At 34.3% G+C, this 24,479-nt stretch carries 21 protein-coding genes; 16 read left to right on the top strand and 5 right to left on the bottom strand.

The features are described from left to right. Positions 1–473: 473 nt before the first annotated feature. Entirely contained in the window at positions 474–935 is a 462-nt protein-coding gene (locus tag IPI99_03775) for a T9SS type A sorting domain-containing protein (GenBank protein ID MBK7339631.1), read from the bottom strand. Between the two features lie 1,943 nt (positions 936–2,878). Between IPI99_03775 and IPI99_03770 the strand changes: the two genes are divergently transcribed. The 4 genes from IPI99_03770 (at position 2,879) to IPI99_03755 (ending at position 6,267) form a co-directional block, all read left to right on the top strand. Then, positions 2,879–3,199 carry a DUF1905 domain-containing protein gene (locus tag IPI99_03770; protein ID MBK7339630.1) on the top strand — a complete coding sequence of 107 codons (321 nt, stop codon included), beginning with the start codon at positions 2,879–2,881 and terminating at the stop codon, positions 3,197–3,199. Between the two features lie 16 nt (positions 3,200–3,215). Further along, entirely contained in the window at positions 3,216–3,581 is a 366-nt protein-coding gene (locus IPI99_03765) for a VOC family protein (GenBank protein MBK7339629.1), read from the top strand. A gap of 166 nt (positions 3,582–3,747) precedes the next feature. Further along, positions 3,748–4,131 carry a VOC family protein gene (locus IPI99_03760; protein ID MBK7339628.1) on the top strand — a complete coding sequence of 128 codons (384 nt, stop codon included), beginning with the start codon at positions 3,748–3,750 and terminating at the stop codon, positions 4,129–4,131. Positions 4,132–4,194: 63 nt separating this feature from the next. Beyond that, positions 4,195–6,267 carry a sulfatase-like hydrolase/transferase gene (locus tag IPI99_03755; protein MBK7339627.1) on the top strand — a complete coding sequence of 691 codons (2,073 nt, stop codon included), beginning with the start codon at positions 4,195–4,197 and terminating at the stop codon, positions 6,265–6,267. Positions 6,268–6,607: 340 nt separating this feature from the next. On the opposite strand, the gene IPI99_03750 is transcribed toward IPI99_03755, so the two are convergent. Both IPI99_03750 and IPI99_03745 read right to left on the bottom strand, forming a co-directional pair. Beyond that, positions 6,608–7,603, bottom strand: a complete 996-nt coding sequence (locus IPI99_03750; GenBank protein MBK7339626.1) for a hypothetical protein — start codon at positions 7,601–7,603, stop codon at positions 6,608–6,610. Then, entirely contained in the window at positions 7,600–8,448 is an 849-nt protein-coding gene (locus IPI99_03745; protein MBK7339625.1) for a phytanoyl-CoA dioxygenase family protein, read from the bottom strand. Before IPI99_03745 ends, IPI99_03750 begins: the two co-directional genes overlap by 4 nt. Positions 8,449–9,311: 863 nt before the next feature. On the opposite strand from IPI99_03745, the gene IPI99_03740 reads away from it, so the two are divergent. From IPI99_03740 to IPI99_03715, 6 genes are all read left to right on the top strand, one after another. Next, positions 9,312–13,964, top strand: coding sequence for a gliding motility-associated C-terminal domain-containing protein (locus tag IPI99_03740; protein MBK7339624.1), 4,653 nt, complete (start codon positions 9,312–9,314; stop codon positions 13,962–13,964). Positions 13,965–14,068: 104 nt separating this feature from the next. Continuing rightward, positions 14,069–14,842, top strand: a complete 774-nt coding sequence (locus IPI99_03735) for a hypothetical protein (protein ID MBK7339623.1) — start codon at positions 14,069–14,071, stop codon at positions 14,840–14,842. A gap of 111 nt (positions 14,843–14,953) precedes the next feature. Next, positions 14,954–15,715: a hypothetical protein gene (locus IPI99_03730; GenBank protein ID MBK7339622.1), complete on the top strand. Its 762-nt coding sequence runs from the start codon at positions 14,954–14,956 to the stop codon at positions 15,713–15,715. Positions 15,716–15,757: 42 nt separating this feature from the next. Beyond that, positions 15,758–16,075 (top strand): hypothetical protein, encoded by a 318-nt coding sequence (locus IPI99_03725; GenBank protein MBK7339621.1) that lies wholly within the window; start codon positions 15,758–15,760, stop codon positions 16,073–16,075. A 73-nt stretch (positions 16,076–16,148) separates the two neighbouring features. Continuing rightward, positions 16,149–16,787 (top strand): hypothetical protein, encoded by a 639-nt coding sequence (locus IPI99_03720; protein MBK7339620.1) that lies wholly within the window; start codon positions 16,149–16,151, stop codon positions 16,785–16,787. A gap of 19 nt (positions 16,788–16,806) precedes the next feature. Then, the gene (locus tag IPI99_03715) at positions 16,807–17,322 is read left to right on the top strand and encodes a hypothetical protein (GenBank protein ID MBK7339619.1); all 516 of its coding nucleotides are present in this window, start codon (positions 16,807–16,809) and stop codon (positions 17,320–17,322) included. Between the two features lie 240 nt (positions 17,323–17,562). Here IPI99_03715 and IPI99_03710 read toward each other — a convergent pair whose 3' ends face one another. Further along, positions 17,563–18,393, bottom strand: coding sequence for an IS30 family transposase (locus IPI99_03710; GenBank protein MBK7339618.1), 831 nt, complete (start codon positions 18,391–18,393; stop codon positions 17,563–17,565). A 738-nt stretch (positions 18,394–19,131) separates the two neighbouring features. On the opposite strand from IPI99_03710, the gene IPI99_03705 reads away from it, so the two are divergent. The 5 genes from IPI99_03705 to IPI99_03685 all read left to right on the top strand — a co-directional run bounded on the left by IPI99_03705 (position 19,132) and on the right by IPI99_03685 (position 22,544). Continuing rightward, on the top strand, positions 19,132–19,851 hold the full coding sequence (locus IPI99_03705) for a T9SS type A sorting domain-containing protein (protein MBK7339617.1): 720 nt from the start codon (positions 19,132–19,134) through the stop codon (positions 19,849–19,851). A gap of 97 nt (positions 19,852–19,948) precedes the next feature. Next, positions 19,949–20,848: a hypothetical protein gene (locus IPI99_03700; GenBank protein ID MBK7339616.1), complete on the top strand. Its 900-nt coding sequence runs from the start codon at positions 19,949–19,951 to the stop codon at positions 20,846–20,848. 11 nt (positions 20,849–20,859) lie between these two features. Beyond that, positions 20,860–21,624, top strand: coding sequence for a hypothetical protein (locus tag IPI99_03695; GenBank protein ID MBK7339615.1), 765 nt, complete (start codon positions 20,860–20,862; stop codon positions 21,622–21,624). Positions 21,625–21,666: 42 nt separating this feature from the next. Next, positions 21,667–21,984: a hypothetical protein gene (locus tag IPI99_03690; GenBank protein ID MBK7339614.1), complete on the top strand. Its 318-nt coding sequence runs from the start codon at positions 21,667–21,669 to the stop codon at positions 21,982–21,984. A gap of 329 nt (positions 21,985–22,313) precedes the next feature. Further along, positions 22,314–22,544 carry a hypothetical protein gene (locus IPI99_03685; GenBank protein MBK7339613.1) on the top strand — a complete coding sequence of 77 codons (231 nt, stop codon included), beginning with the start codon at positions 22,314–22,316 and terminating at the stop codon, positions 22,542–22,544. Between the two features lie 182 nt (positions 22,545–22,726). Here IPI99_03685 and IPI99_03680 read toward each other — a convergent pair whose 3' ends face one another. Continuing rightward, positions 22,727–23,407 carry a hypothetical protein gene (locus tag IPI99_03680; protein MBK7339612.1) on the bottom strand — a complete coding sequence of 227 codons (681 nt, stop codon included), beginning with the start codon at positions 23,405–23,407 and terminating at the stop codon, positions 22,727–22,729. Between the two features lie 64 nt (positions 23,408–23,471). Between IPI99_03680 and IPI99_03675 the strand changes: the two genes are divergently transcribed. Next, positions 23,472–24,467: a MoxR family ATPase gene (locus IPI99_03675; protein ID MBK7339611.1), complete on the top strand. Its 996-nt coding sequence runs from the start codon at positions 23,472–23,474 to the stop codon at positions 24,465–24,467. The last annotated feature ends 12 nt before the right edge of the window (positions 24,468–24,479 follow it).

Raw genomic sequence — 24,479 nt, 5'->3', positions numbered from 1 at the left:
TGTCAAAATCATGCCAATTTTAATGTTTTCTTAAGGGTTTTGGCTCAAAGACTTCTTGCAGTGGTTTTCAGTGTTAAATTCTGATCGAAAAGCAGAACTAAAGATCATTCTTGAAATGATTGAGGTACAAAACCCTATATGAAGTAACTTATATAGCTGGTCGAACGTAAATATTGAATTCAATTTTATTTTCCTTTCTTGATAGAATAATTTATTTTCATGATTCACAAATACATTTTATTTTGAACTCAGTGAGGTACTCCCCATCTTGGACAAACTTCTAAACAATATTATTTTTAAATTTTCAAAATTATAAGTTTTTTTCATTTGATGAAGGCAATTCAGGGATATTGATTTAGCTCCTTGCCTCACAGAATCGCTTTATATGAAGCCCATACGCTGGAGGTTGTAGCGGACCTAGCCGGTGAAGGTGATCTAGAGTAACCAATTGAACCTACTAATTATCTTGTGAATTATAGTTTAATTGCTTTAATGACTTGGGAGCCTTTCTTGGATGAAAATTTAAAGAAGTATATTCCTGATTCTAGTTCAACAGGCCATTGGAAATTCATTTCACCTGATGAAAAATCTATCAAATCATGGTAAGCCATCTTTCCATCAATGCTAACTATTTCCATTTCAATAAACTTATTCAAATCCACTGACCGAATAGTTATTCTATCATGGGAAGGATTTGGGCATATTTCAATGTTCAGTAATTTGTTTTCAACTTGTTTTGTACTAGTTGAGGATCTTATTCTCACATCCAAAATAAATCGACCAAGTCCTGTCTTATATTTCTGATCGAAATTTACAAAATATGTTGTGTCACTACCGGAGTATCCCAGAAAGTATATTCGCCATTGCCATTTTTTGTGATAGATACAGATTCTCCATTCACTCCTGAAATCTGGTAACCATATATGGGTCCACATTGTGCATCCATTAACAGAATGAATCCATCAAACATATCATTAGAATTTTTTAATACTCGCCCATTCCCAATATTCAAATCGCCATAAAAATATCCAGCAGATAAGTAGGTATTCCTTATTTCGGAATAATGGGAAAAGTTATTGGGTAAAATAAAAGTCTCTTTATTGAATTGGTTAAGAGAGAGAATATGCGATTGATCGTCCAAACTAAGTATAAAAATATTGTAAGAATTAAAATTATTTAGAATTCTAATTCCATACACCTCTATGTGTGCCGCATTAAAAGAACCAAAATATTTAAATTTCCTTCATTAGTTAAAAATAATTGTTTAGGGGATTGATCATTGGATCCACCAATTCCTTTTTTTGCTCAGACATTTTTATTACTATCTATTTTGAAATAAAATCCATCATAACTTCTTCCATTTGTATTTCTTATAGTGTCCTTTTTCGATATTATTATTGATCCCCAGAATTTACCAATGACTTGTAAATTGCCAATAAGATCAATACTATAATCTCTTATAACTTTTTGGTCATCTCCTTCAAAATACCATTTAGTGAATTCAAAAGTATTTTTATCTAATTGTAGAATAAATAAATTCAAATCTGATTGACCAAGTCCTGAAACAAATTTTTACCCATTTAATTCATAGGTTCCTTGAAACTCCAAAGTGCAAAACAATCTACCATCGAATTCTTTAAACTCCCCCACACTAACATAACTATATGCTTCAGTAACAAAGATTTCCTTAATAATAATAATTGTGTCTTTTAAAGGATTATATTTCAAAATAATAGCATAGCCATCAGAATAAGGATTGAAAATGGGTTTTTCATTAATATAAAACGTGTCTAATGTATAAATTGAAAAATATATACACGAATCGCTGGCAAGAAATAAATCTGAGCTAAACACATTTACATTCCCATAGATCTGATGAACAGTTGTTAATTTTTAATTTGAATCAAGCCCTATTAGTGCAAAAGCAGAGGCTCTGCTATTTGTATTATTCGGATCTATTTTTCCTTTAGATTTAGTAACATATTTATTTTCTACTAATACTGAATCGTTTACACCTGGTGACATTGTCAATCCAATATAAGAATTGTAGTTTTGTATTTGATTCCAGGATTAACAGACGCACCTGATATTGACACAGTTTATAATATTTCAAGTTGTGGAAAGGCAGTTTGTGAATTAAAAATTGCTATCAATAAAATAATATTAATGGACATTATTTATTGCTTAAATTGTAGATTCCATGTAAGAATGTTAAAGTTTAATTGTAGTCTTATATATCGTGAGATAAAGCTCTATTTAGACATCTGTATTTTGTTGAACATTGCTTTCTAAGGTGTAAGAAAAATTGGTTTTTTAAATCTAATTGGATTAAGGCATAATACTTAGAATGTAGTTTCAGACAAAAAAGATCAATTTTTTTGAATTACTATTAAATAGTGAACTAAAATGTCAATTCCTCTTTGCAATTCCCGTAAAAGGGCCCTAGTATGGCTAATTATGAGTAGGTATCACAATTCTTTATGATCAAGGCCGTCGTTTAATAAGGAAAGCCTTAATTTATCCGATATTTTTCTATTTTCTGATTTGCATTTTTACTAAGTTTCAATGGTTTCCCGATAGATCTATATAGCTACGATTGGGTATAAATACAGGCATTCTCTGTGAGGAGTAATCGCAATGTAGGGCTAAGTTTAGCTCGGAAAGCTCAATACAGACTATAATCATTTACTTGATTTGCGATTTGTGATTGAATTCGGTTGAATCAACCTTCTTTTTTTTTGCCAGGTTGATCCTAGCTATGTTATCAAACAGCAAAATCAGGCTATAGTAAATTTAATTCCGTTTAATCAAATAGATCCTTTTTTAGGGAGTATTACATACCTTTGGTTGTAACTTAAAAATTGAGGCATAGGCCATTATGAAGCAGAATTCAGAAGAACAGTTCAGAGGTGTAAAATATGGATTCGAATCCTGCGTTTGGTCATACCAAGGACCAGGGAGTTGGTTTTTTGTTTCACTGCCTGCTGAATTGGCTCTTGAAATTAGGGAGAAATTCAAATGCGAAGAAGAAGGTTGGGGAAGATTGAAAGCAAACGCGAAGGTGGGTAATACAATTTGGAAAACTGCGATTTGGTTTGATACCAAGAAGAATACCTATATCTTACCACTAAAAGCAGAAATTAGAAATAAAGAACAAATCGCTGAGGGTGATAAAGTAAACTGTTATATTTGGCTTTAAAATTAAAAATTAATATATGATCAATTCTATCAACTGGTTTGAAATTCCGGTTACTGATTTTGAAAGAGCGAAGGCTTTTTATTCAGAGATTCTAAATACGAGTATTGGGGAAATGCCATTTCCTGAAGGAAGATATGGTATCCTGGCCTATGATCAGCAGGGCGTAGGCGGAGGACTTGTCCAGGGCGAAGGATTTGTACCTTCTCAAACCGGTACCATTGTTTACCTGAATGGGGGCGAAGATTTAAATGTGCCTTTATCAAAAGTAGAAGCTGCGGGGGGCAAAGTCGTCATGCCCAAGACTTCTATAGGGCAGAATGGATTTATGGCTCATTTTATTGATACCGAAGGAAACAGAGTTGCTTTACATTCCATGCAATAAAGGAATTTGTGAAGCAATCCATTGGTGATCGATCGGAAAGTTGAATGGATTTTTTTCTTCTGAACGATCATCAATGGTTACTATGGGAGAATTAGTTAATTTGTGCATTTGGCAGATTGATGTTCGAAAACAGCATTTTATTTGACAGTTCAACTTGTAAGTAATAATGAATTCAATTTCACCGAATATTTTTGTAAACGACATCCATTCGACAATTGATTTTTACGAAATCTTGGGATTTCAAGTTGTGGCAAGAGTCCCTGAACAAGGAGAGAGTGTATGGGTTATGATGGTATCCGGGTCAGTAATCTTTATGTTTCAAACTTTTGAAAGTTTGGGCAATGACCTGCAAATGATTTCAAGACAAAAAGGTGGTGCATTGCTTTTATATATACAAATTTCCGATATCCGAAATTATTTTGACCAAATCAAAGACAAAGTAAAAATTGTTAAAGGACTGGAACTGACTTTTTATGGTGCAACAGAATTTTCAATAGAAGACAATAATGGTTTTCTGTTGACTTTTGCTGAAGATGAACCAGCTCAATAGAAGTCCATACAATCCTTAGCATGAGATTTAACACTTCGGTTTGATACAAATTAACGTTTGATTATGAGTGAAAAACTACCCAAATCAAAGGCATATAATATTACTTGTTTTTATAGTTTACTGATCCTGTTGGCAAAGCTTTTTTTAGTTGTTTTGTTGACATTCTTTATCCATAGACTGATTTTTTTATTGGTTTATATTGGGATTGCAAATCTAAGAGATGATATATTATTAATTGCAAAGGCATTTCTTGTAGGAATAAGATTCGATTCAGTGGTGGCACTCTATGGACTTTTATTGCCATTTGTCATGGCTCTGATCAGTATTTTTGTAATGCCTCAAGACCTGTCTCAATGCAATAGGATGAAGAAGTGGATCCACTACTATGGAATTGTCATGTTCATCCTTTTTAACCTTATATCAGTTGTGGATTTCTATTTTTATAAGTTCTTTCAGTTTCATATCAATGTATTATTTTTTGGTATAGTGTACGATGATACAAAAGCAGTTCTGAAATCAGTATGGACCGATTATCCGGTAGTGAAAATATTATTGTTCCTTGGATTTGTGGTGATGATATACTGGATAATACTTAAAAAATTGATACAAAAGAATTACAATTTCAGTTTAATTTTTAATTGGAAACATGGTATTGTTATCATTGGAACAATTGTTTTATATGCTATTGGTCTAAGGGGATCTCTCGGTACTTTCCCATTGGAAACAGAAGATAGTGTCATCTGCGACAATAGTCTGATTAATACCCTCACACTCAATGGAGTATTTGCTTTAAAAACGGCAATGAGTGAAAAAGCAAAACAGAATATAGACACCGATGTGCAAAAGAGATTGATCAAAAACGGATTTAAAGATGCTAGAGATCCGATCGGATATTATCTGGGAAAAACAGTCGTAGAAAATGATCACTTAGAAGATCTTTTGATCTCGAAAACACAAGAAGACAGTTTTCTGACAAGTCACCCCCCAAATGTAATTTTTATCCAAATGGAAAGTTTTGGCAGTTTTTACTTGGATTTGCATACTGCTACCTTGAATGTACTTGGATCTTTGGAAAGCAGCCTGGGGGATTGTATCATGTATAGAAATTTTCTTTCAGGTACTTCAGGTACTATCGGATCACTGGAGGGCCTTCTGATAGGCTGTCCGATGAATCCACTTTCACAATCCACATATATGAATTGTCCATTAAATTCCAGTGTCGCTATGCCTTTTAAGGATGCCGGATATTTTACCAATTTCATAACGAGTTCTGAGTTGGGTTGGAGAAATCTGGATAAGTTTGTCAAGTACCAACATTTCGATGCCGTAGAAGGGGCGGAAAAATTACTTGAAGTTGTAGAACATTCTTCACGTTGCGAGTGGGGTGTGTTCGACGAATATTTATTTGAGCGTGCTTTTCAAATCTTGAAGAGTCCAGGGGAAAAAGCCAAATTTATTTATGCGATGACGACCACTAATCACACTCCATTTGAACTGCCGGACCACTACAAACCTTTTCCGGTTTCTATACCACAGAATATTGTAAATTCCCTTAGAACATCTCAGGATATTGCAATAAAAAATTTTACTAATTTCCAATATGCAAATGATTGTCTGGGAAAATTTATTGATAGGGTAAAAAACTCTGAATGGGGTGATAATACCATAATTGCAGCCAGCGGTGATCATAACACTTTACAGCTTTTCAATTTTTCTGATCGTCAGACGCTGCAAAAATTTGCTGTTCCATTTATTCTTTATATACCCAAGAAGTATATGCGGCAATGTCTGGTAGATACAAGTCGCTGGGGTTCACACAAGGACGTGTTTCCAACTCTGTTTCATTTGGCTTTGTCAAATGCACCATATATCAATACAGGAGTCAATCTATTGGATACTTTATCGTCAGATAATTTTGGGATCATCAATTATAATGTTGCAATGGATAAAACGGGTTGTGTGAATTATCAATCTAACCCAATATATTACATGTGGTCAGGTGAAGGTTCCAAGCAGCTCACCCCAACTTCAACTACAAGTAGTCCTGAACTGTTAAGACTGTATAAGCGTGCCCGGTCGTATCATGCTTCTATGTGTTATTATATTCAATCTGAATTGATTAAATGTAAACAGTGAAGATGATGTATTTTAATGAGTTCATCGCTCTATCTGTGTTTTTGTGTCTTGAATCCAAGGTTGAAACATCATTCCAGATTATCCGAAAATTAGAGTTAACATTCAATGAGTAGTTTACAAAGAGACTAAATGTCTTTTCCATCCTTTAGGGTATGTATTGAAATTGATAAAGGGTGCAAAAACAAATTTTTTCAGACATTTATATTTGTTGACTTTTGAAACAATGGTATGCCTTAAATTTTATTTTTATAATTAGGGAAGATAAATGTGATCATGTATAATTAATTTAAATTTAAGAATTTAATTTCTATTGCAGGTCAAATTAATTATAGAAACTGGCTTAGATAATTCTAAGGTTAGATTTGTCTGCGATGAACTTTAAAGAAGACAGCAAGTGATTTTTCTTTTGGATATTGTAATAAACAACTGCCCTTGATCCGAAAGCTCGAAAATAGTTTTCTATACCTGCGATCATGGATCCTTCGAAGTCTATGTATTTGATGTTTTTCATATTTTGAGCTTTTTGAATGACGTTCCACACCATAAAAGAAACTGCTCCGCTCTTTTTAAATTTTGGATTCGTTGCAGATGCAAGAAATATAATGCTTTCTTTGTCTATAACAAACGCACCACCACAGTACATATTCGATTGATTATGATCAGTGACATACATACTAAAACAGCAAGCCTCTTTACTTAAGTTTTCCCATAATCTTAGAAGGGAAAGATTTTCGCCTTTATGAATAATATTTTTAGCTTGCAATAAATTCGCCAAGCCATCGATAGATTCATTTTCAATAATTAGTAATTGCTGCTTGTTTGCTTTTTTTATATGGTTGGTGACGCTGGTTGAAAAATTGGAATATATCTCTGACAGAGAAGAGTCAATATCTAAATGGTAACTATGATATGGAGTCACTGAGTAGTTTTGCCATAGAAAGGGAATGTGATACTGGAAGGAGGGAACAAAATTGTAATTAAATATATGCATCTTATCTTTCAGTTGGTCCAAAATGGAATGCAGTACAGTTTTTAATGTATAATAGTATCTGTGCCTTTTCCCTTGCAATGGGCAGAAGAAAACACCAAGGTATTGTATCCAGCTCGGTTTGGTAATCCATTTGAAGCAGAAAAAAGATTTTTCACAAAGAGGCATTACAGCCAGGATTTGATCACCGTTATAGCAAAATAGTGCTTTCCAGTTGGGATGTACAGCATCCAGATAAAATGATTTGGCATAAATAATATATTGAGGTGAATCGTCTATAAATTGATTCCATTCCAGATCATTGATTTCGGTTCTGGATTTTAGGATGGTATTTATTTGTAAGCTCACTGTGGGTATTCAATTTTCAAAGCAAGTTCATTAGATTTTTGAATGAGAATTGGTGGGGCTTTTGTCTGTTTCAGAAAATTGGCATATGGTTCGTCGGGCTGCGTTATACATTTTAAATAATCTTTTGCCATTTTCTCAGTACTACAAAACCCATTGAAAATTGCAAATTTTTCGATTTCTGGAATCCTTGCATTTCCCAGAAAGCGTCTTTTAAAACTAGCTCTATGATCTAGTTCAGAATCAAAAAACAAAACATCTCCGGCTTTAGTCGGGGGTAAATATAAATTTTCTTTTTTTTCAATTCTCTGTGAAATCGAAATATGGAAAGCTCTAGATATTTTTTGGATCGTTCTTTCGACCGGACTGCCATAGACATGTTTTATAAATCTGTCTTTTCCCCGATTTGTTCCTGGAATAAGTAAAAGACCACCTCCCTCCGGTTTATTCTCTTGCAGGTAAATTCCTCCCTGGACCAATTGATGCTTTTTGTCTTTGTGGGTGAAAAATCCTTGTGCTTCCATGATTGCAGTGTCCCTGTGCCAGTCAAAAAATCTATTGTAATGAACTGAACATTCAGGTACACAGACCATTTGGTCGCCTAGAAGCTCTTTTGCAGCAAGAATATACTTTGGCTTGAAAATTAGATCGATAAGTTCCGGAAAGTCTCTATATATATCATTGATGATAGAATTGGAATTGAAAGTTGACTTTTTCCAATACTCACTTGCAAACAAATCGTGGAAGAAATTTCTGAGATACTTTACCTCTTGCTCATTCAAGAGACCGGGCAAAATCGCGTATCCTTGATCTTGGAACGTTTTTATTTGTTCATGTGTAAATTTCATTTAGGCAATATGTTTAGTAAAGAATGTAAATTATCAAAAATTCCAGTCCTCAGCTAACTGCAATGCTTCACTTTTAAAAACAAAAGCATGATGGGATTCCGAAGTTTCTGGAACGGAAAACGAAATCAAAACCCTAAGTTTCATTGCATATTCTCAGTTACAATATACGGCAATATCTCACTTAGTTGTATTTAAATTAACATTTTAAATTTTGGTATTATATGTATTGACCTTGTTATCTGATCATTTAACGAGGTGAATTGAGAGATGGTTGAAAATGTAAATTGGACTAGATCAGCCTAAATAAGGGAGGAAATTCTAAAATCACACCTTCCTCTTCATCTTTTTGGTCGGGATTTAGAGGCCGTCTGATAGATTAATTTGGAATGAAGAATGTTTCTTCCAATAACGAAACATGTCATAACTTTAGTATTGTTGCCATTCCATCCCTCACTACCAATTTCAAAGCAAATTTGGATTAAGCCCACATTTTACAGTAGAACATCAGTTACGCACCAAATGGATTTCATAATCAAGTCTTTGTGCAATGCTTGATCCGTAAGTATAGAATTTATGAATCGAAGCTTGTGCAGCTGCACCAGAGGCCTTCATTATGAACCCAAGTCATGGGATCAATTGGCATAGCCACCAATCAGTTGGATCACAAGCCATGATTTTACTGCTAATTTGCTTTTCACAATGATCCCTGATTAAAAAATCCAGTGAGAAAGTTTGAAATATGAGGCTCTGTTCAGGATGATAAAATTAGGTTTCAGGGATTGTTTTCATTCGGGTACAGGCTTCATGAAAGGAACTATCTTTATATTTGTTGGGTTAGCAAAGAATGCTCACTAGTGATTAATGTGAATCAAGTTTACCACAAAATAATATTTGGATACCTTGCCTTCTTTTTGTTCGGAGGCTTGGTTCTGAATGCTCAGGAATTTTGCGCTTTTGATCAGAAGCATGGACTGCTCCTGTCTCAGGATCAATCCTATAAATCAGCAGTAACAGACCTCGAAAAATTATTGTATCAACAGGCCTTGAAGGACATGAAATCCCAAAAATTTCGCTCTTCCGGTGCACTTTATACCTTACCTGTCGTAGTCCACTTGATTTATCCTCCCGGATCAAATATTGGAACAGGAAGCAACCTCACTAATCTCGAGGTGGAACATGGGATAGATCTCATTAATGATGCTTTTGCCAATCAAGGGATGTTTAAAAGTCCTATTGGCACTGACATAGGTATCTCATTTTGCTTGGCAAAGCGAGACCCCTCTGGAAATCCAAGTTCGGGAATCACCAGAACAGCCTCGACGTTGGTCAATCAAATCATGTGCAATCCAGGGACTGACGCAGCCGTAGAAGGACAAATCAAAAGCCTCATCGCCTGGGACTGCAGGCAATATGTAAACATCTGGTTGGTTACTGACTTGTTTAACAATAACTTTGGGTGTGGGCTAGCCGGATTCGCATATTTTCCAGGTGCGCCATGTACTGTCGATGGGATTATGCAAGAAGCTCGATATTGGACAAACGCAGGAGGAGTCGGCGTGACGGCACATGAAATTGGGCATTATTTAGGACTGGATCACACATTTGCGAACGGTTGTGCGAATGCAGATTGTATGCTGGATGGAGATCGTGTATGTGACACACCTCCGGACAATTCTCCTTCTTTTGCGCCTTGTGGGATAAATTCATGCAATACGGATTCTCCGGATCTTCCGGATGATACCGAAAATTATATGGACTATACTGGATGTAGCCCACTACATTTCACTGGTGGGCAAAAAACACGTATGGTTAATGCTCTTTTGCTGAGGAGGGCAAGTCTTCTGACTTCCAATGGTTGTCAACCCGTAAAACAACTGGATGCGGCATTGCCCGAAATAAAATTTAAGTATGCACTTTGTTCGGATAGTATATGTCCGGAGTTGATTTTGAGAAACGAGGGCATCTCTTCCGTAACCACAGTTTTGATAGACTGGACTATTGATTCGGTAGCGCAAACCCCCTTCGTTTGGAATGGAAATATAATTACCGGACAATCAAGAACTTTATTTCTACCCTGCAGCTTAACGACTTTTGGTGTACATACCTTGAGTTTCATCATTTCTAGCCTGAATAACGCACCGGATCAAAATTCTATCAATGACACGCTGGAGAGTACCGTTGAAGTATACGGAGTTCCATCCATTCAATCATTGAAGACCGGTGCATCCCATTGCATCAGCGATGGAATAGTCAGCCTGGATGTCAAAGGGGGCAAGGCACCATATGTTTACAAACTCAACAGCAAAAATTATTCTCAGACTGACAGTTTGTTTCAGTTGCTTTCACCCGGAAATTATTCAGTACAAGTAACGGACCAGTTGGGCTGTACAACTACGGCTTCGTTTGCCATCCCTGACAGTTGCCAAAGTACAAGAAACAAAAAGTTCATTCTCAATAAGGATGCCTTGTATCAAGGAAATGATTGTTATCTGTTGACCAAAGATCTCAATGCACAGGTGGGCAGTGTTTGGTATGAAGACAAAATTGACCTTCGGGTTCCTTTTGATATATATTTTCAAATCAATTTGGGATGTCTTGATCAATGGGGTGCTGATGGTATTGCTTTTGTACTACAGCCAATCTCCACTTCCCTCGGCGCTAGTGGTGGTGGATTGGGATATCAGGGGATAGATCCAAGTATTGTCATTGAGTTTGATACCTGGGAAAATGGCAACTCAAATGATCCTTCATATGATCATATAGCCATCATGAAAAATGGAAGCACTCAACATGTTGGTCCAAACAACCTCGCCGGACCAGTACCAATACTCCCCGGCGCAGCAAATGCAGAAGATTGTAATTTCCACAATGGACTGGTAAAGTGGGATCCCATCCAGCAGACACTCAGGCTGTATCTGGATTGCCAATTCAAAATTGAATACAAAGGAGATATCATCAGCAATACCTTTTCTTCCGACCCATTCGTTTTTTTTGGATTCACATCGGCCACAGGAGGAGCTGTTAATGTGCAACAAGTTTGTCTGGATTATGTAAGCACGGTTTCAGACATAAAAGATCAAATTATATGCAAAGGTGAGTCTGTACAACTTTCAACATCCTCTAAATTTCCACAGATCCGCTGGTCACCGGCTTACAATGTGAGTAACACAAGGATATATAATCCTATTTTTTCACCGGATAGTACAACAAATTATTTTTTGGAAATCAGCGACATATGCAATTTTAAAATTTATGATACATTCCAAATTCAGGTGATAGATCCTGATCTAAATTTCAAAGTATCTCTTCTGGATTCTTGTGATCAAAATTCATCAATCTATATCCAAATTTTTCCGGATCCTCAAGATAGTATTACGCTTTTTTCTATGGATGCAAATCATTTTTCAAAAGATAGTGAGTTTGTCATACCCAGAAAAGAGCTGATCACATTATATTCTAAAACAGGACAGTGCATCAAACCCTTTTTGACGAAGATAACGCCTCCGATACCCAATCTCAGAGATACGCTCATCTGGCAGCAATCCCGCACTTGTAAGGACAGTGCGCGCATATTTGTGCAAGGAATGGGAGGACTCCCTCCATATGAATACGAGCTTGACAGTTCAGGCGTTTGGCTAAGTAACGGTGATTTTAGAAATTTGAATCCGGGCAGCCATAAGATACGTATCCGGGATAGAAGAAATTGTGAAATCTTCAGATCGGTTTTTTTAGGAGACTTTCAGAATAAGATTGTACTCAATGTAGACAGCATGTTGTTACAAAAAACATGTTGCAGCCCAACTGCATTCATCGACGTGGAAGCAAAAGGATCATTTCCTTTATATTATTATTCTTTGGACAATGACAGATGGACTGCTTATAGTGATTTCAGCAATTTAAAAAATGGGCCACACCAAATCGTCGCCCGAGATGAATACGGGTGTGTATCAGACACCTTGGCATTTACAGTTCAGGATTTCACTGCAAATAACAATGAAAGTCAGTCAATCGAAATATGTAACGGGGATTTTTATGAAATTGGACAACACAGATATATCCGAAGCGGGTCTTATAGAGATACTTTTATGAATCAGTATTGTTGTGATAGTATCATCAATACCCAACTTGTTGTAAGAGACACCTATCAGATCGAATATCGTCCTGAGATCTGTAAAGGTGACTTTGTACAAGTGGGCACTCGTCTGTATGACAGCACAGGAATTTATATCGATACCCTTTCCAGTTATTTTAATTGTGACAGTGTGGTAATAACTACATTGCTTGTTCAACCGGTATTTTATTTAAATAACAATAAAGAAATATGCGACGGTGACTTCACCCTAGTAGGCTCAAATAAATACTCTGTAAGCGGGACATATATTGATACTCTTCCAACGGTCCATCTATGCGATAGTGTGATTGAAACCAAGCTTGTAGTGCATCCTGTGTTTGATCAAAACTATTTGCCAAGAATCTGTGACGGAGAATATGTTGAAGTGGGAACCAAGAGATATTCTGCAACAGGAAACTATATTGATACTTTACGCACAGAATACAGTTGTGACAGTGTCATACATACTATGTTGATTGTAAATCCAATTTTGAGAACAATCGAATCCAAAAAAATATGTGGAGGAGATTCTGTCATGACCGGCAGCAGTATTTACAGGGCCACAGGAAACTATGTTGATACTTTGAGTACGATTCACTCTTGCGACAGTATAGTCACCACAAAATTGTTTGTCGATACTGTTGAATCTGAGTTGAGAGTAGATTCGATATATTGTTTTGATCGTCAGTTCGGTGGTGTTGAAATAAAAGTGCTGGAGGGAGTTCCATCTTTCTCCTATTTTCTGAGTTCAGAAAAACAGTATACGACAAGGAACAAGTATGACAATTTGGGTCCAGGGAAATATACCGTTTACATCAGAGATTCATTGGGATGTATCGATAGTCAACAATTCGAATTACTTGTACCGATAGATTTGACTATAGATCTGGAGGCAGAAGTAGAAATCGTTTTGGGTCAGAAAGCGACATTGCAGCCTATTTTAAATTTTTCACCGGGACGAATTCAGTGGTATCCTGAGGAAGGCTTGAGCTGTAGCGATTGTCTGGAACCTGAAGTAGACCTGTTGCATTCACAGACCTACAAATTGCTCATTACTGACGCACATGGATGCACAGAAGAAGCGACGATATACATCAAGATTGACAATGACACCAAGATTTTTGTTCCAAATGTTTTTTCGCCTAATGGAGACAGACAGAATGATTTCTTCTTTGCATATGGAGATAATTCCTTTTCTGAAATTTTGGAATTTCATATCTATGATCGATGGGGCCAGCAGATTTTTGAACGAGAACACATTCCGTTGAATGAGGAAGAATTTGGTTGGGATGGTAGTTTTAGAGGACAATTCTTGAATCCGGGAGTTTATGTTTACTATATTAAAGCGGAGAGAATTGATGGTTCTCAGGTGCAGATTTCCGGTGACCTGACTTTGATAAGGTAGGACATCAGGAATTATCCAGATTAAGCAATAATCCCGGTGTACTTATTACATGAGCTTGCAATTGGTCATTTGATAATAATTTCAAATATCAAGGAAAACAATTTATGAAATACATATTGATTCTTGTAGCTTTGTTAAATCACACGGCTTGTAAATCGCAACTATTTCGAGAAAATAAATTTACCTTTGCCGATTCTTCTTTAGAGTTTATTGCAAAATTTTCTTCAAATGTTAATTATGATACTTTTAAGCTAATGAGTATAAATCAATTTTTTAAAATTGATACGCTAAAGGCCAAAGAAATACACGATTACTTAAATTCAAATAATAATTATTTTCTTCATGAAGACAATTCAAATGACGACTATAAACAGAGAGAACTTAGCAGAATAATTAGGGCATTAATTTCTAGTGCCAAATATAAAAATATACAAGATTCTGTTGTTATAATGATATTAATGGAAAATATAACTACAATAGAAAACGCTAACATGGCTTTAGATTATGAAAGTATTCTACTTGAAGAAAAACTAAAAAATATTAATTTAGATTGTAAAATAAAACTTGCTAATCAATTATTAAAATCAAATAGGTATAATAAAAATATTATTTTAAAATTTTGCAAATCATTTAAAAATATTGATAATTTTAATACTTTTTGCATAGAGTTTATTCCAAAATTAAGAGATTTCAATTCAGTATATACATCGGGTGTCTATTTATTTTTCAGTCAAAATGAGAATTTATATAAATACAGCGATTTTTTTGAAAAAGAGCTTACTACATTAAAGCAAGATCATTTCTATTTACTTGAAAAGGATTTAATTAAAATAAAAGAAGAATTAAAAAATAGACGCCTTCATAAAAGTAGACTATGAGATGTTTTCCAAGGTATTGATGGAAAAATTTACGATAAACTGCACTGGACATTTGATGCTCTCAATAAGAATCAAGGAAAACAATGGAATAAATAAAAAGAAATAAATACCATGAAAAAAATTCACATACTTTTATTTAATTCGATTTGCTTTATAAATATTGCTTGTTGTCAGTCATCTGATAAAGATATTATTAAGTTTGACTTTGAAAAACATCATGATATTGCACAAAAAAACTGTGACAGTTTAGGACAACAGGTTGAAAATAGATATTTTTTAAAAGATCTTGAACTTGAATTGTTTATTAAAAAAAATCAAAATGGTCTGGATGAATACAACAAGCAAGTATTTTACAGTTTAGGAAACCACGTAGGTAATAGTTGTTATGAATTAGGAAAAAAAATTGAAGCTTACAAATTTTCTATTCATTACAACTTTCCAAATGAAAATGTTGGTAGGATTATTAATCTATTATCAATAACTGATAGCATAGCGCTTAATGATTATACTCCAGTCACTCAGCTTTATATGTCAATAAATCAGGATCTATCGGAATACGAGTTTAATAAATTACTAAACCATTTATTAACAAATAAACATACAGATAATTCTGTTGATTACTACATAATATATTCTGAATATTCTCTACCAGGAGAAAGAATTATTGAACTGTTTGGAAAATTAATTCCCAAATACAGAAATTATAGCCCATATGGCCATATGGTAAACTACTTATTGCTTTATTCCAATCATCGAAGAGCAAAAGATTTGTTAGAAATTGAGTATCAATGGATGAAAACAGACTCAATATTTTTAAAATCCCAAATTGCTGGATTAATTAAAGATGTAGAACTTAAATTGAAATCAGAATAGTAAGAAAAACTAATTCCATTCATTTTCCTTATCTTCGCCATCATGTCAGCAGCTCAAGCACAAGATACGATTACATCAAGTATGACCACGCCCCCATTGTCACCCTTTCCAACGGATGGGAAGCTTGAGTATATATCGGAATTTTCTATTTTAAAGTTTCAAAGGAAGGATAAGCTTCAAAGGAAACTGGTAATAGAAGATACGATTAGATGCATAGCAGCACATAAAATTTTTACTAGTTCATTAAAGTGGGAGCTCTGTTTTGACGGAATTGTAGGATCCACCTCTTACTTTTCACTCACTCCTGATCTTAGTAAGATCGAGGGTGCGGCAAAAATAACTTTTTGTACTATCTGCTAGCAAATAATGACGAATTTTGAGATCAATATATCACTAATTGCATATAAGTCAACTGAGCAAATTCACACTTTAAATGGAGCACATTCTAAATAAAATAGTACAAGTTTTCTTTTTATTAGGCCAACCTAGCTTTTGGAATCCTGCTGAACCCAATTGGTCTTATTATTGGAAGCAGTTTGTGGATAAGAAATTAATTACTGCTTTTACTTTTGTAAAAGATATTGAATCTAAATGTGGACGTAAAACTGCTTTGGCATGTATCCACAAATTTGATACTGAAGTTTATTATAGACAAATAGTTTCAGAAAATACTGGATGGACTACTAATAAAGGAATTCATGCTTTCAATGAAGTTTTAGCTCACGAAAATGAGCATATTAAAATTAACAATGAATTATGGCCAAATGGTTATAACAAATCTCTTGATTTAGATACTGATCTATATCCTGATTGGTGGGAAAATGGTCCAGGTGCTGCATTCGGGTTTCTTACAAATTGGCATTGTGATCTATATTCTAAAGAAGCAGGTTGTGAGAATGTACAAGATGTAAATTGGCTTGAAAATCCTAGAAATTCTGCTGGATATAGATATGAGGAAACAAGATGTGTAAATGTCCAAAAAAATGCTATTGTAAATGGTAACGACGGTAATGACTGGTCATTTGATCCTATAAATAAATTTCAGGGAAAAAATTGGAAATTAAGAATTTAGTTAAAAATTAAAACCTAATATGATGAAATTGAAATTTTTAATAATTTGTAGTTTTATTATTTTAATTATTCAACAGTGTAAATCGCAAACTAATCAAAAACTCAACGAATTAAATAATTTTGAAACTCTAACTCAAATATTTGAAAATGAAAATGGATTTAATGAATATTGCGAGCAATTAGATAGTATTTTTTATAGTCTGTTTTTTCGAGTTCCTTGTGATATCATTGATAAATTGAACAAAACTAGATATAATATTATTAAAGCTAAAGCTGATTCTTTTGATTTGACAGTTCCCCAAGTTAATGATGGAGGTTTTTATTTTAAGTGCGATCCACGGCTTTTCGAATATTTAAAATTTAGTTGTGAATATTATGGCCAATCTCCAGAAGTTAGAATGAAAAAAATAATGGAATCGATGGTTATATATGAAAATTCATTGGATAAAAAAGTAATTCAATCGCAAAATGTGCTTTTCAGAGAAAATATGAAATTGATATCAAAAGATTCAATTATTAATATCTATCAAAAATAAAAAATAATTTTTATATTCAAAGTAAATTTATAAGCAATTTAAAGTTTTCAAAAAAATTTGAAGAAAAGTATTTCGATTATTTTGAGTATTTTCTATTAATTAATAGAGATAATTATAATAATTATAAATATATCTTAGATTATTTTTTAAATATTAGCTGAATTCAACATTTAAGTGCGACAAGGTTCAAAAATACTTCATTTGGTGTTTTGTAGCCTAATTTTTTTCTTGGTCGATTATTTATTTGGGATTCAATTCGATCCAAGTCAGTTTGCTTGAGCATGGAAAAGTCTGATTTTTTGGCAAGTATTGTCGTATTAAACCATTGATATTTTCATTGCAACCTCTTTCATAAGCGGAATATGGATGAGCAAAGTATATCTTAGTATTCAATGCTTTTGCCAATGTTTGATGATCTGCATTTTCTTTTCCATTGTCTAATGTAATTGTATGGCATAAGTTTTTATATTTTTTCAATTTGCAACTGATTGTTTTGGCTGTGAATTTAGCTTCTTTGGACTCCAGCTTAATGATCTTGACAAACAAGGATTTTCTTTCCACCATACTGGCAATTTGGGACTTATGATTCTTTCCTACTATAGTATCTCCTTCCCAATCTCCATACCTTTTTTGAGATTCAACAATCTTTGGTCTATCTTCAATACATACTCTGTTTTTGATAATTCCCCTTTGTTTATAGGTATTTTTGCGTCTTCGCCTACTTCTGTGGGAATGTCTTAAATTACTCCATAGATCACCTCCTTTCCTTTTATCTTCATATACATATTGATATATGCACTCTTTACTAACCCTTTCATACTTATCAATATTCGCTCGACCTTCGATTTGCTCTGGGCTCCACTTGATTTTAAGTAATTGATCCACTTTGCTTTTAAGATCGCTTGTAATTTTATTCTTCCTTCCCTTTCCTTGTGCTCTCTGTTCACTCCGATCCTGAGCTCTTGCGCTTCCATATAACTTGTATGAACCAGGTGAAGAGTTTCTATCGAGTTCCCGATATATAGTGCTTCTATGATATCCTAATTCCACAGCAATCTGAATAATGCTCATTCCTTGCCTTTAAATTGTTCAATTAATACCCTTTGAGGGTAGGTGATTTGTTTATACATTTGTGTACAGTTAAAAATCTTGAGGGGAAAGTACCTATTTTTATAATAGGTCTTTCTCCAAAAGAATGTTTTATTAACTGTCGCACTTATTTATGGAATCTAGTTTAATTCAAAAAATAAAATAGAAAAAAATGAATTGTTACTTAAGGAAAAGCAATTTATTTTTAATAGCTCACATATTTTGGATTCAAATCAAATCAAATTAATTGAGTATATTGATCATTATATTTCTGATGTCAAGAAGTAAATAGTTTTTTGAGATTAGGATAATATGGGATTTTCATTCCTAGGCATCATACATAAGGGTACAATGTATCCGTCCCACAAACCACATCTTGCCTAATCATTTCAATGCAATTTCCTTTGCTAAAAAGGGGAGATGAGTTTCAAGGAATTTTCAATCAAGGATCAAGGCAAGTGGAAAGAAACTTAGCCATTTTTTAAAGGAGGCAGGAATACCAAGCCATCAGTATTACTATCACAAAAGAAAATCTGAGCAAAGCGAAGATAAACATCATGGAGAGTTTATTGGGATCAATCAAAGAGATATAACCGATACGGTCGATTCACCTGAATTCCAGATTAGTCAAGTTATTGTCGAATATAAGAATGGGGTAAAGCTACTTATTCAAAAACCAATTATACTAGAATGTTTAAAAGATATTTTACAATTTGACATATGATACCTTTTAAGTGTCAACATCGATACTTTGTATATCATGGTATTGTTGATTTTAGGAAAAGTTTTGATGGATTATTTGGAATCATAAAGCACATCATGGAAAGCAATACCTATACAGACATTGGAGAATTTGAAGGAAAGATGAATCTGCCAAACGGAAGTACATTTCCTGCCGAACACAAGGAAGTTTTTATAATAGAGATGGATCTGTTTGGCAATATTATAAGATCTGAATCATCGAATACTAATGGAGTAGCTGAAGTAAAAAGTGTGATCAAAACCGAAGATGGACAATTGGTGTTGATGATTCAATTTAAAGGAGAGAATTTTAAATTGGGAAGTCAAGAATTTTTTGGATCCCAATTGGATTGTACTTTAGCTTTTATTCAATTGAAATGTAGTGCAGGAGGTATTCCGATTATACAGGATAAATCTAGAGTAAGTAGGAAAATTTCAAAAAATATTATTTCAAGAATATACCCCAACCCTGTAAATCATGCACTAAGTATTGAGTACTATTGTCAGAATAACAGTGTACTGCGCATTATAGTCAAGGACGTTATGGGGAGAATTGTTAGTCACTACACAATAAACAATCTGATACAGGGATATCGTACCGATAGTATCAATTTGTCTGCTATTGCATCTGGTTTATATATTTTGGATATATATGATGAAGAAGGAATAATATTTACCCATAAAATAATAAAGGACTAAAATGAAATCTTGCTTAATCGAATCTAAGTTGCTAATAATTAAATTATTAAAAATTTCAAGTACGTTTTTACCACTATATTTATGTATAGGGACATTAATGGCGCAGGAACCAGATGATCTTGATAGAGGAGATGTGCAGCTTGAATGTGCACCGGAACTTTCTATAAAGGAATTCAGTTCATATAAGAAACAATATAAAGTTGTGACTACTCAAGATATATCTCAACCAAACTACATAGTAGTTAAAGGTTTGGATCCAAACGGGAATGGTCCATATTCCTGGACATTGGGCTCAGCATCTGGTACGCAAAAGTGGAATTTGGATTATAAGGATTTGCAGGGCAAAACATTTATAGATGCTCGCTTTAACATGCCTGTAACGAATGATGAGTTTGGTCCGACGAATGGTTATATAACACTCAAAGATAAACTGGGAAATAAGGCAGTAAAACAGGCTTTGGTTTTCTTTGAGAAAGATGCCCCTAGCTTTTGGAATCCTGCTGAACCCGATTGGTTTTATTATTGGAAGCAGTTTGTGGATAAGGGGAAAATTAAATCTATTGTATTCAATGATAAAGATAATAACTTTGCAAGTACTAGTAGAGTGGATAATTCATTTGTAACCACAATCAGACAAGAAGCGAGCGAGCACAATTGGGTTACCAATCACGATGGTATTCACACTTTTGTTGAGACATTAATTCACGAAAATAAACATATCGAAATTTGGAATAATTGGTGGCCAAATGGTTATGATAGTACTATTGACTCAGATCACGATTATGTGCCTGATGAATGGGAGAGAACAATAGGCATCCAGTTCAAATTTGCTATCCCACAATTAGATGGGTACGAAGTTGGAGGAAATGCGGGAATTGAATATGAAGAAAAGATTTGTGAAGCAGCTGAAAAGGCATGCGATTTTATGTTACATGATAATAAAGATAGGTCTTTTAATCGCTTTAATAAGTATCAAGGAAAGCAATGGAATAAATAAAATAAATTATTATGAAAACAATATATATATTTATAATAAATTTAATTGTTGGAATTAATTTCACAACTTGTCAAAATATTCATGAGAATAAGAGGAATTATAGTACGACTATCAGATTAATATTTAGCAATACAAATTGTGATAGTATAAATCGAATTATTGAAAGTAAATATTTTACTATTGATAGTGGACTTATTAATTCAATTGTCAATATGGAATCATCATTAAAAGAATATAATTCGGATTTGTTTCAAAATACTGGTAGTTATTTAGGAAATTTATGCTTTGATTTACAAAATAAAGTTGAAGCATATAAATTTTCAATTAACTCTAAGTACCCTATTAATAATGTAGGAAGATTAATATCATTACTTTCTCTTACTGACAGTATTTACAATTCAAATTATATTGCAATTCCAATACTTTTTTCAAACATAAATAGCCATTTAGAAACCGTGGAACTTGATAGTATTTTATATTTTTTTGAAGGAAATACACTTAATAAATATTGTATAGGATTTTATATTCTCAATTCCTACTATTCTTTGTCTAATGAAAAATTACTAAAACTAATTGGAAAATCTATTCCCTTATATAGAAACCAGTCTTCATATACTCACATGATTTTTCACCTTTTAGAAAAAGCAGATAAAAGTGAGTATGCTAAAAAGCTATTAATGATTGAGTATCAATGGATGAAAACAGACTTAACATTTTTAAAATCTAAAATTGCTGGACTAATTATAGATGTAGAACTTAAATTGAAATCAGAATAGTAGGAAAAACTAGTTCCCTTCATTTTCCTTATCTTCGCCATCATGTCAGCAGCTCAAGCACAAGATACGATTACATCAAGTATGACCACGCCCCCATTGTCACCCTTTCCAACGGATGGGAAGCTTGAGTATATATCGGAATTTTCTATTTTAAAGTTTCAAAGGAAGGATAAGCTTCAAAGGATACTGGTAATAGATGATACAGTTAAATACATAGCAGCACATAAAATTCTTACTAGTTCATTAAAGTGGGAGCTCTGTTTTGACGGAATTGTAGGATTCTCCTCTTACTTTCCAATCACTCCTGATCATAGTAATATTGAGGGGGCGACAAAAATAGCTTTTTGTACTATCTGCTAGCAAATAATGACGAATTTGGAGATCAATATATCACTAATTGCATATAAGTCATCTGAGCAAATTCACACTTTAAATGGAGCACATTCTAAATAAAATAGTACAAGTTTTCTTTTTATTAGGCCAACCAAGCTATTGGAATCCTGCTGAACCCAATTGGTTTTATTATTGGAAGCAGTTTGTGGATAAGAAGAAAACTAGGCAAATATATTTTTTGTCAAAATGAATTATAGTAAAACCTGAATATTGTAATGATGATGAAGTAAACGCTTGTATTTCAGAGAGAGAGAATGCAAAAATTATGTACTATACACAAAAATCTTCGGAATATAATGACGAGACAACTCATTAGGGATTGCAGACTTTCGTGGAAGTTGTTGTTCATGAGAATCATCATATTACTTTATGGAATTATTTTTAGCCGAATGGTTACCAACCCAGATAATTCAAGTTGTGCTGATGAAATCGGAGGACCAAATGCAGATTACGATCAAGATTATTATCCAACTTGGTTTGAATTAAGTCTAGTGTCCGTGAGTTGTAAATGGATGGGCAGGTTATGACATCAGGACAGAATGGAGTGAAGTATAGTTACATTTTATAAGATTGATTTTGAGCACAATAATCCTATTGCGCGAAGATATTGAACTTGCAAAATGCTAACGGCAATGAGAAAGGATTTTAGTATATAGTTGGACTCAATTTACACTGTATAAATTTGCTTGTAAGTAATTGAATTCAGCTATTAATTATTCTGCGATTGATAATATTTTTGAAATCGCTTTTGAATTTTCTTAATCACGATTTCCGTTTTCTTTTCATCACTGGCTTTGCCATATATAATGTCGTAAAATAAAGCAGCAGTGGGAGCTGATCTGAATAGATATGGAAAAGGCTTCGTCAAAGGGCTCCCTGAAGAATCCAACACAATAAATGCCTCGGTGCCACTTTCAGTTACTTTACCAATTGCTAAAATAAGGAAGGAATCCTGAGGAGTTTTTTGTATTACTCCATTGACATCAGTCAAAAACATCGCATTCGGATCCGAAAGCAGATGATGTTCGTCATCCTGATAAAATAGCACTTTACTGAAGGAATAATATTTGGAAAAGGCTATTTTTAAATTTTTCTCTTTAAGATCGCGTTCCTTGATAGTTTGTATTTTCAAAGCCATCCATTCCGCTCTGGCTTTTTGAGAAATATCTTTTTTGGCAAGCTGCTCTTCAATCGCTTTGATCTTGTTTTGTTTGTGTGCCAGACGAACCAATATGCTGCCATGAGCCAAGGTCTTTATTTCTCCGGAGGCCCTATCTGCCAGGAAATCAGAGGACTGAGCCCTCAATTCAGGCATTAAAGTTTTGTTAATCAATGAGATCAGACTGATCATCATATAGAGAGGTAGATATAAATTTGCGTTATGCAACATGGGTTGAATTGGATTCAGACCTGCAAAATTAATCGTTTATTTGTTCAGAAGTTTTCATTTTCTTATGTCACAATATATTGATATCGAAGCGCTTAACCAGCAGATTGGCATTGAAAGCCGATTTGTGGATGCCCTTTTGGGTAACCAATCTAAAATCATCGTAGGTCAACGACATATGATGTCCAGACTGTTGATTGGTTTGCTTACACGTGGGCATATTTTATTAGAAGGTCTCCCGGGACTAGCTAAAACATTGGCTATCAAGACCTTGGCGAACTCTGTGTCTGCCAGTTTCAGCAGGATCCAGTTTACACCTGATCTCTTGCCTGCTGATATAGTCGGTACCCAAATCTACACTCCTGATCAGAAGTTCGTGATTCGTAAAGGCCCCATTTTTGCACATTTCGTCCTTGCTGATGAAATCAATCGCGCTCCTGCAAAGGTTCAGTCAGCACTATTGGAGGCCATGCAGGAAAGACAAGTAACAATCGGTAAGGAAACTTATCCTTTGGAAGAACCATTCCTGGTATTGGCTACGCAGAACCCCATAGAGCAAGAGGGCACCTACCCGTTGCCGGAGGCTCAGGTAGATCGTTTCATGATGAAGGTGGTCATCAAGTATCCAAGTTTGGAAGAAGAACGAGAAATTTTCAGAAGAAATATGAACGATGAGATCTCCAAAGGCGTCGAACAGGTCATCACCATACCTGAGATTCTAAGAGCAAGAGAGGCGGTAAAGAAAATTTATATTGACGAAAGGATCGAAAATTATATCCTGAATATAGTCTTTGCATCCCGAAATCCTGAGAGGTACAAATTGAATGATCTTCAGAATTTGATTACCTATGGAGCTTCCCCCAGGGCGACTATATTTTTGGGTCAGGCTGCCAGGGCCAACGCCTTTTTAAATCATCGTGGATTCGTGATTCCGGATGATGTCCAGCAGGTTGCAAAGGATGTCTTACGCCATCGCATAGGCTTGAGTTATGAGGCTGAAGCTGAGAATATCAATACAGAAGACATCATCAGCTCATTGCTTTCAAAAGTAGAAGTACCATAGAATCTATGCTTG

It is taken from the genome of Saprospiraceae bacterium, from assembly GCA_016710235.1.
Classification (GTDB): Bacteria; Bacteroidota; Bacteroidia; order Chitinophagales; family Saprospiraceae; genus Vicinibacter.
Note: the sequence above shows the minus strand (reverse complement) of the source record. Positions and strands in the feature narration are given on the sequence as shown.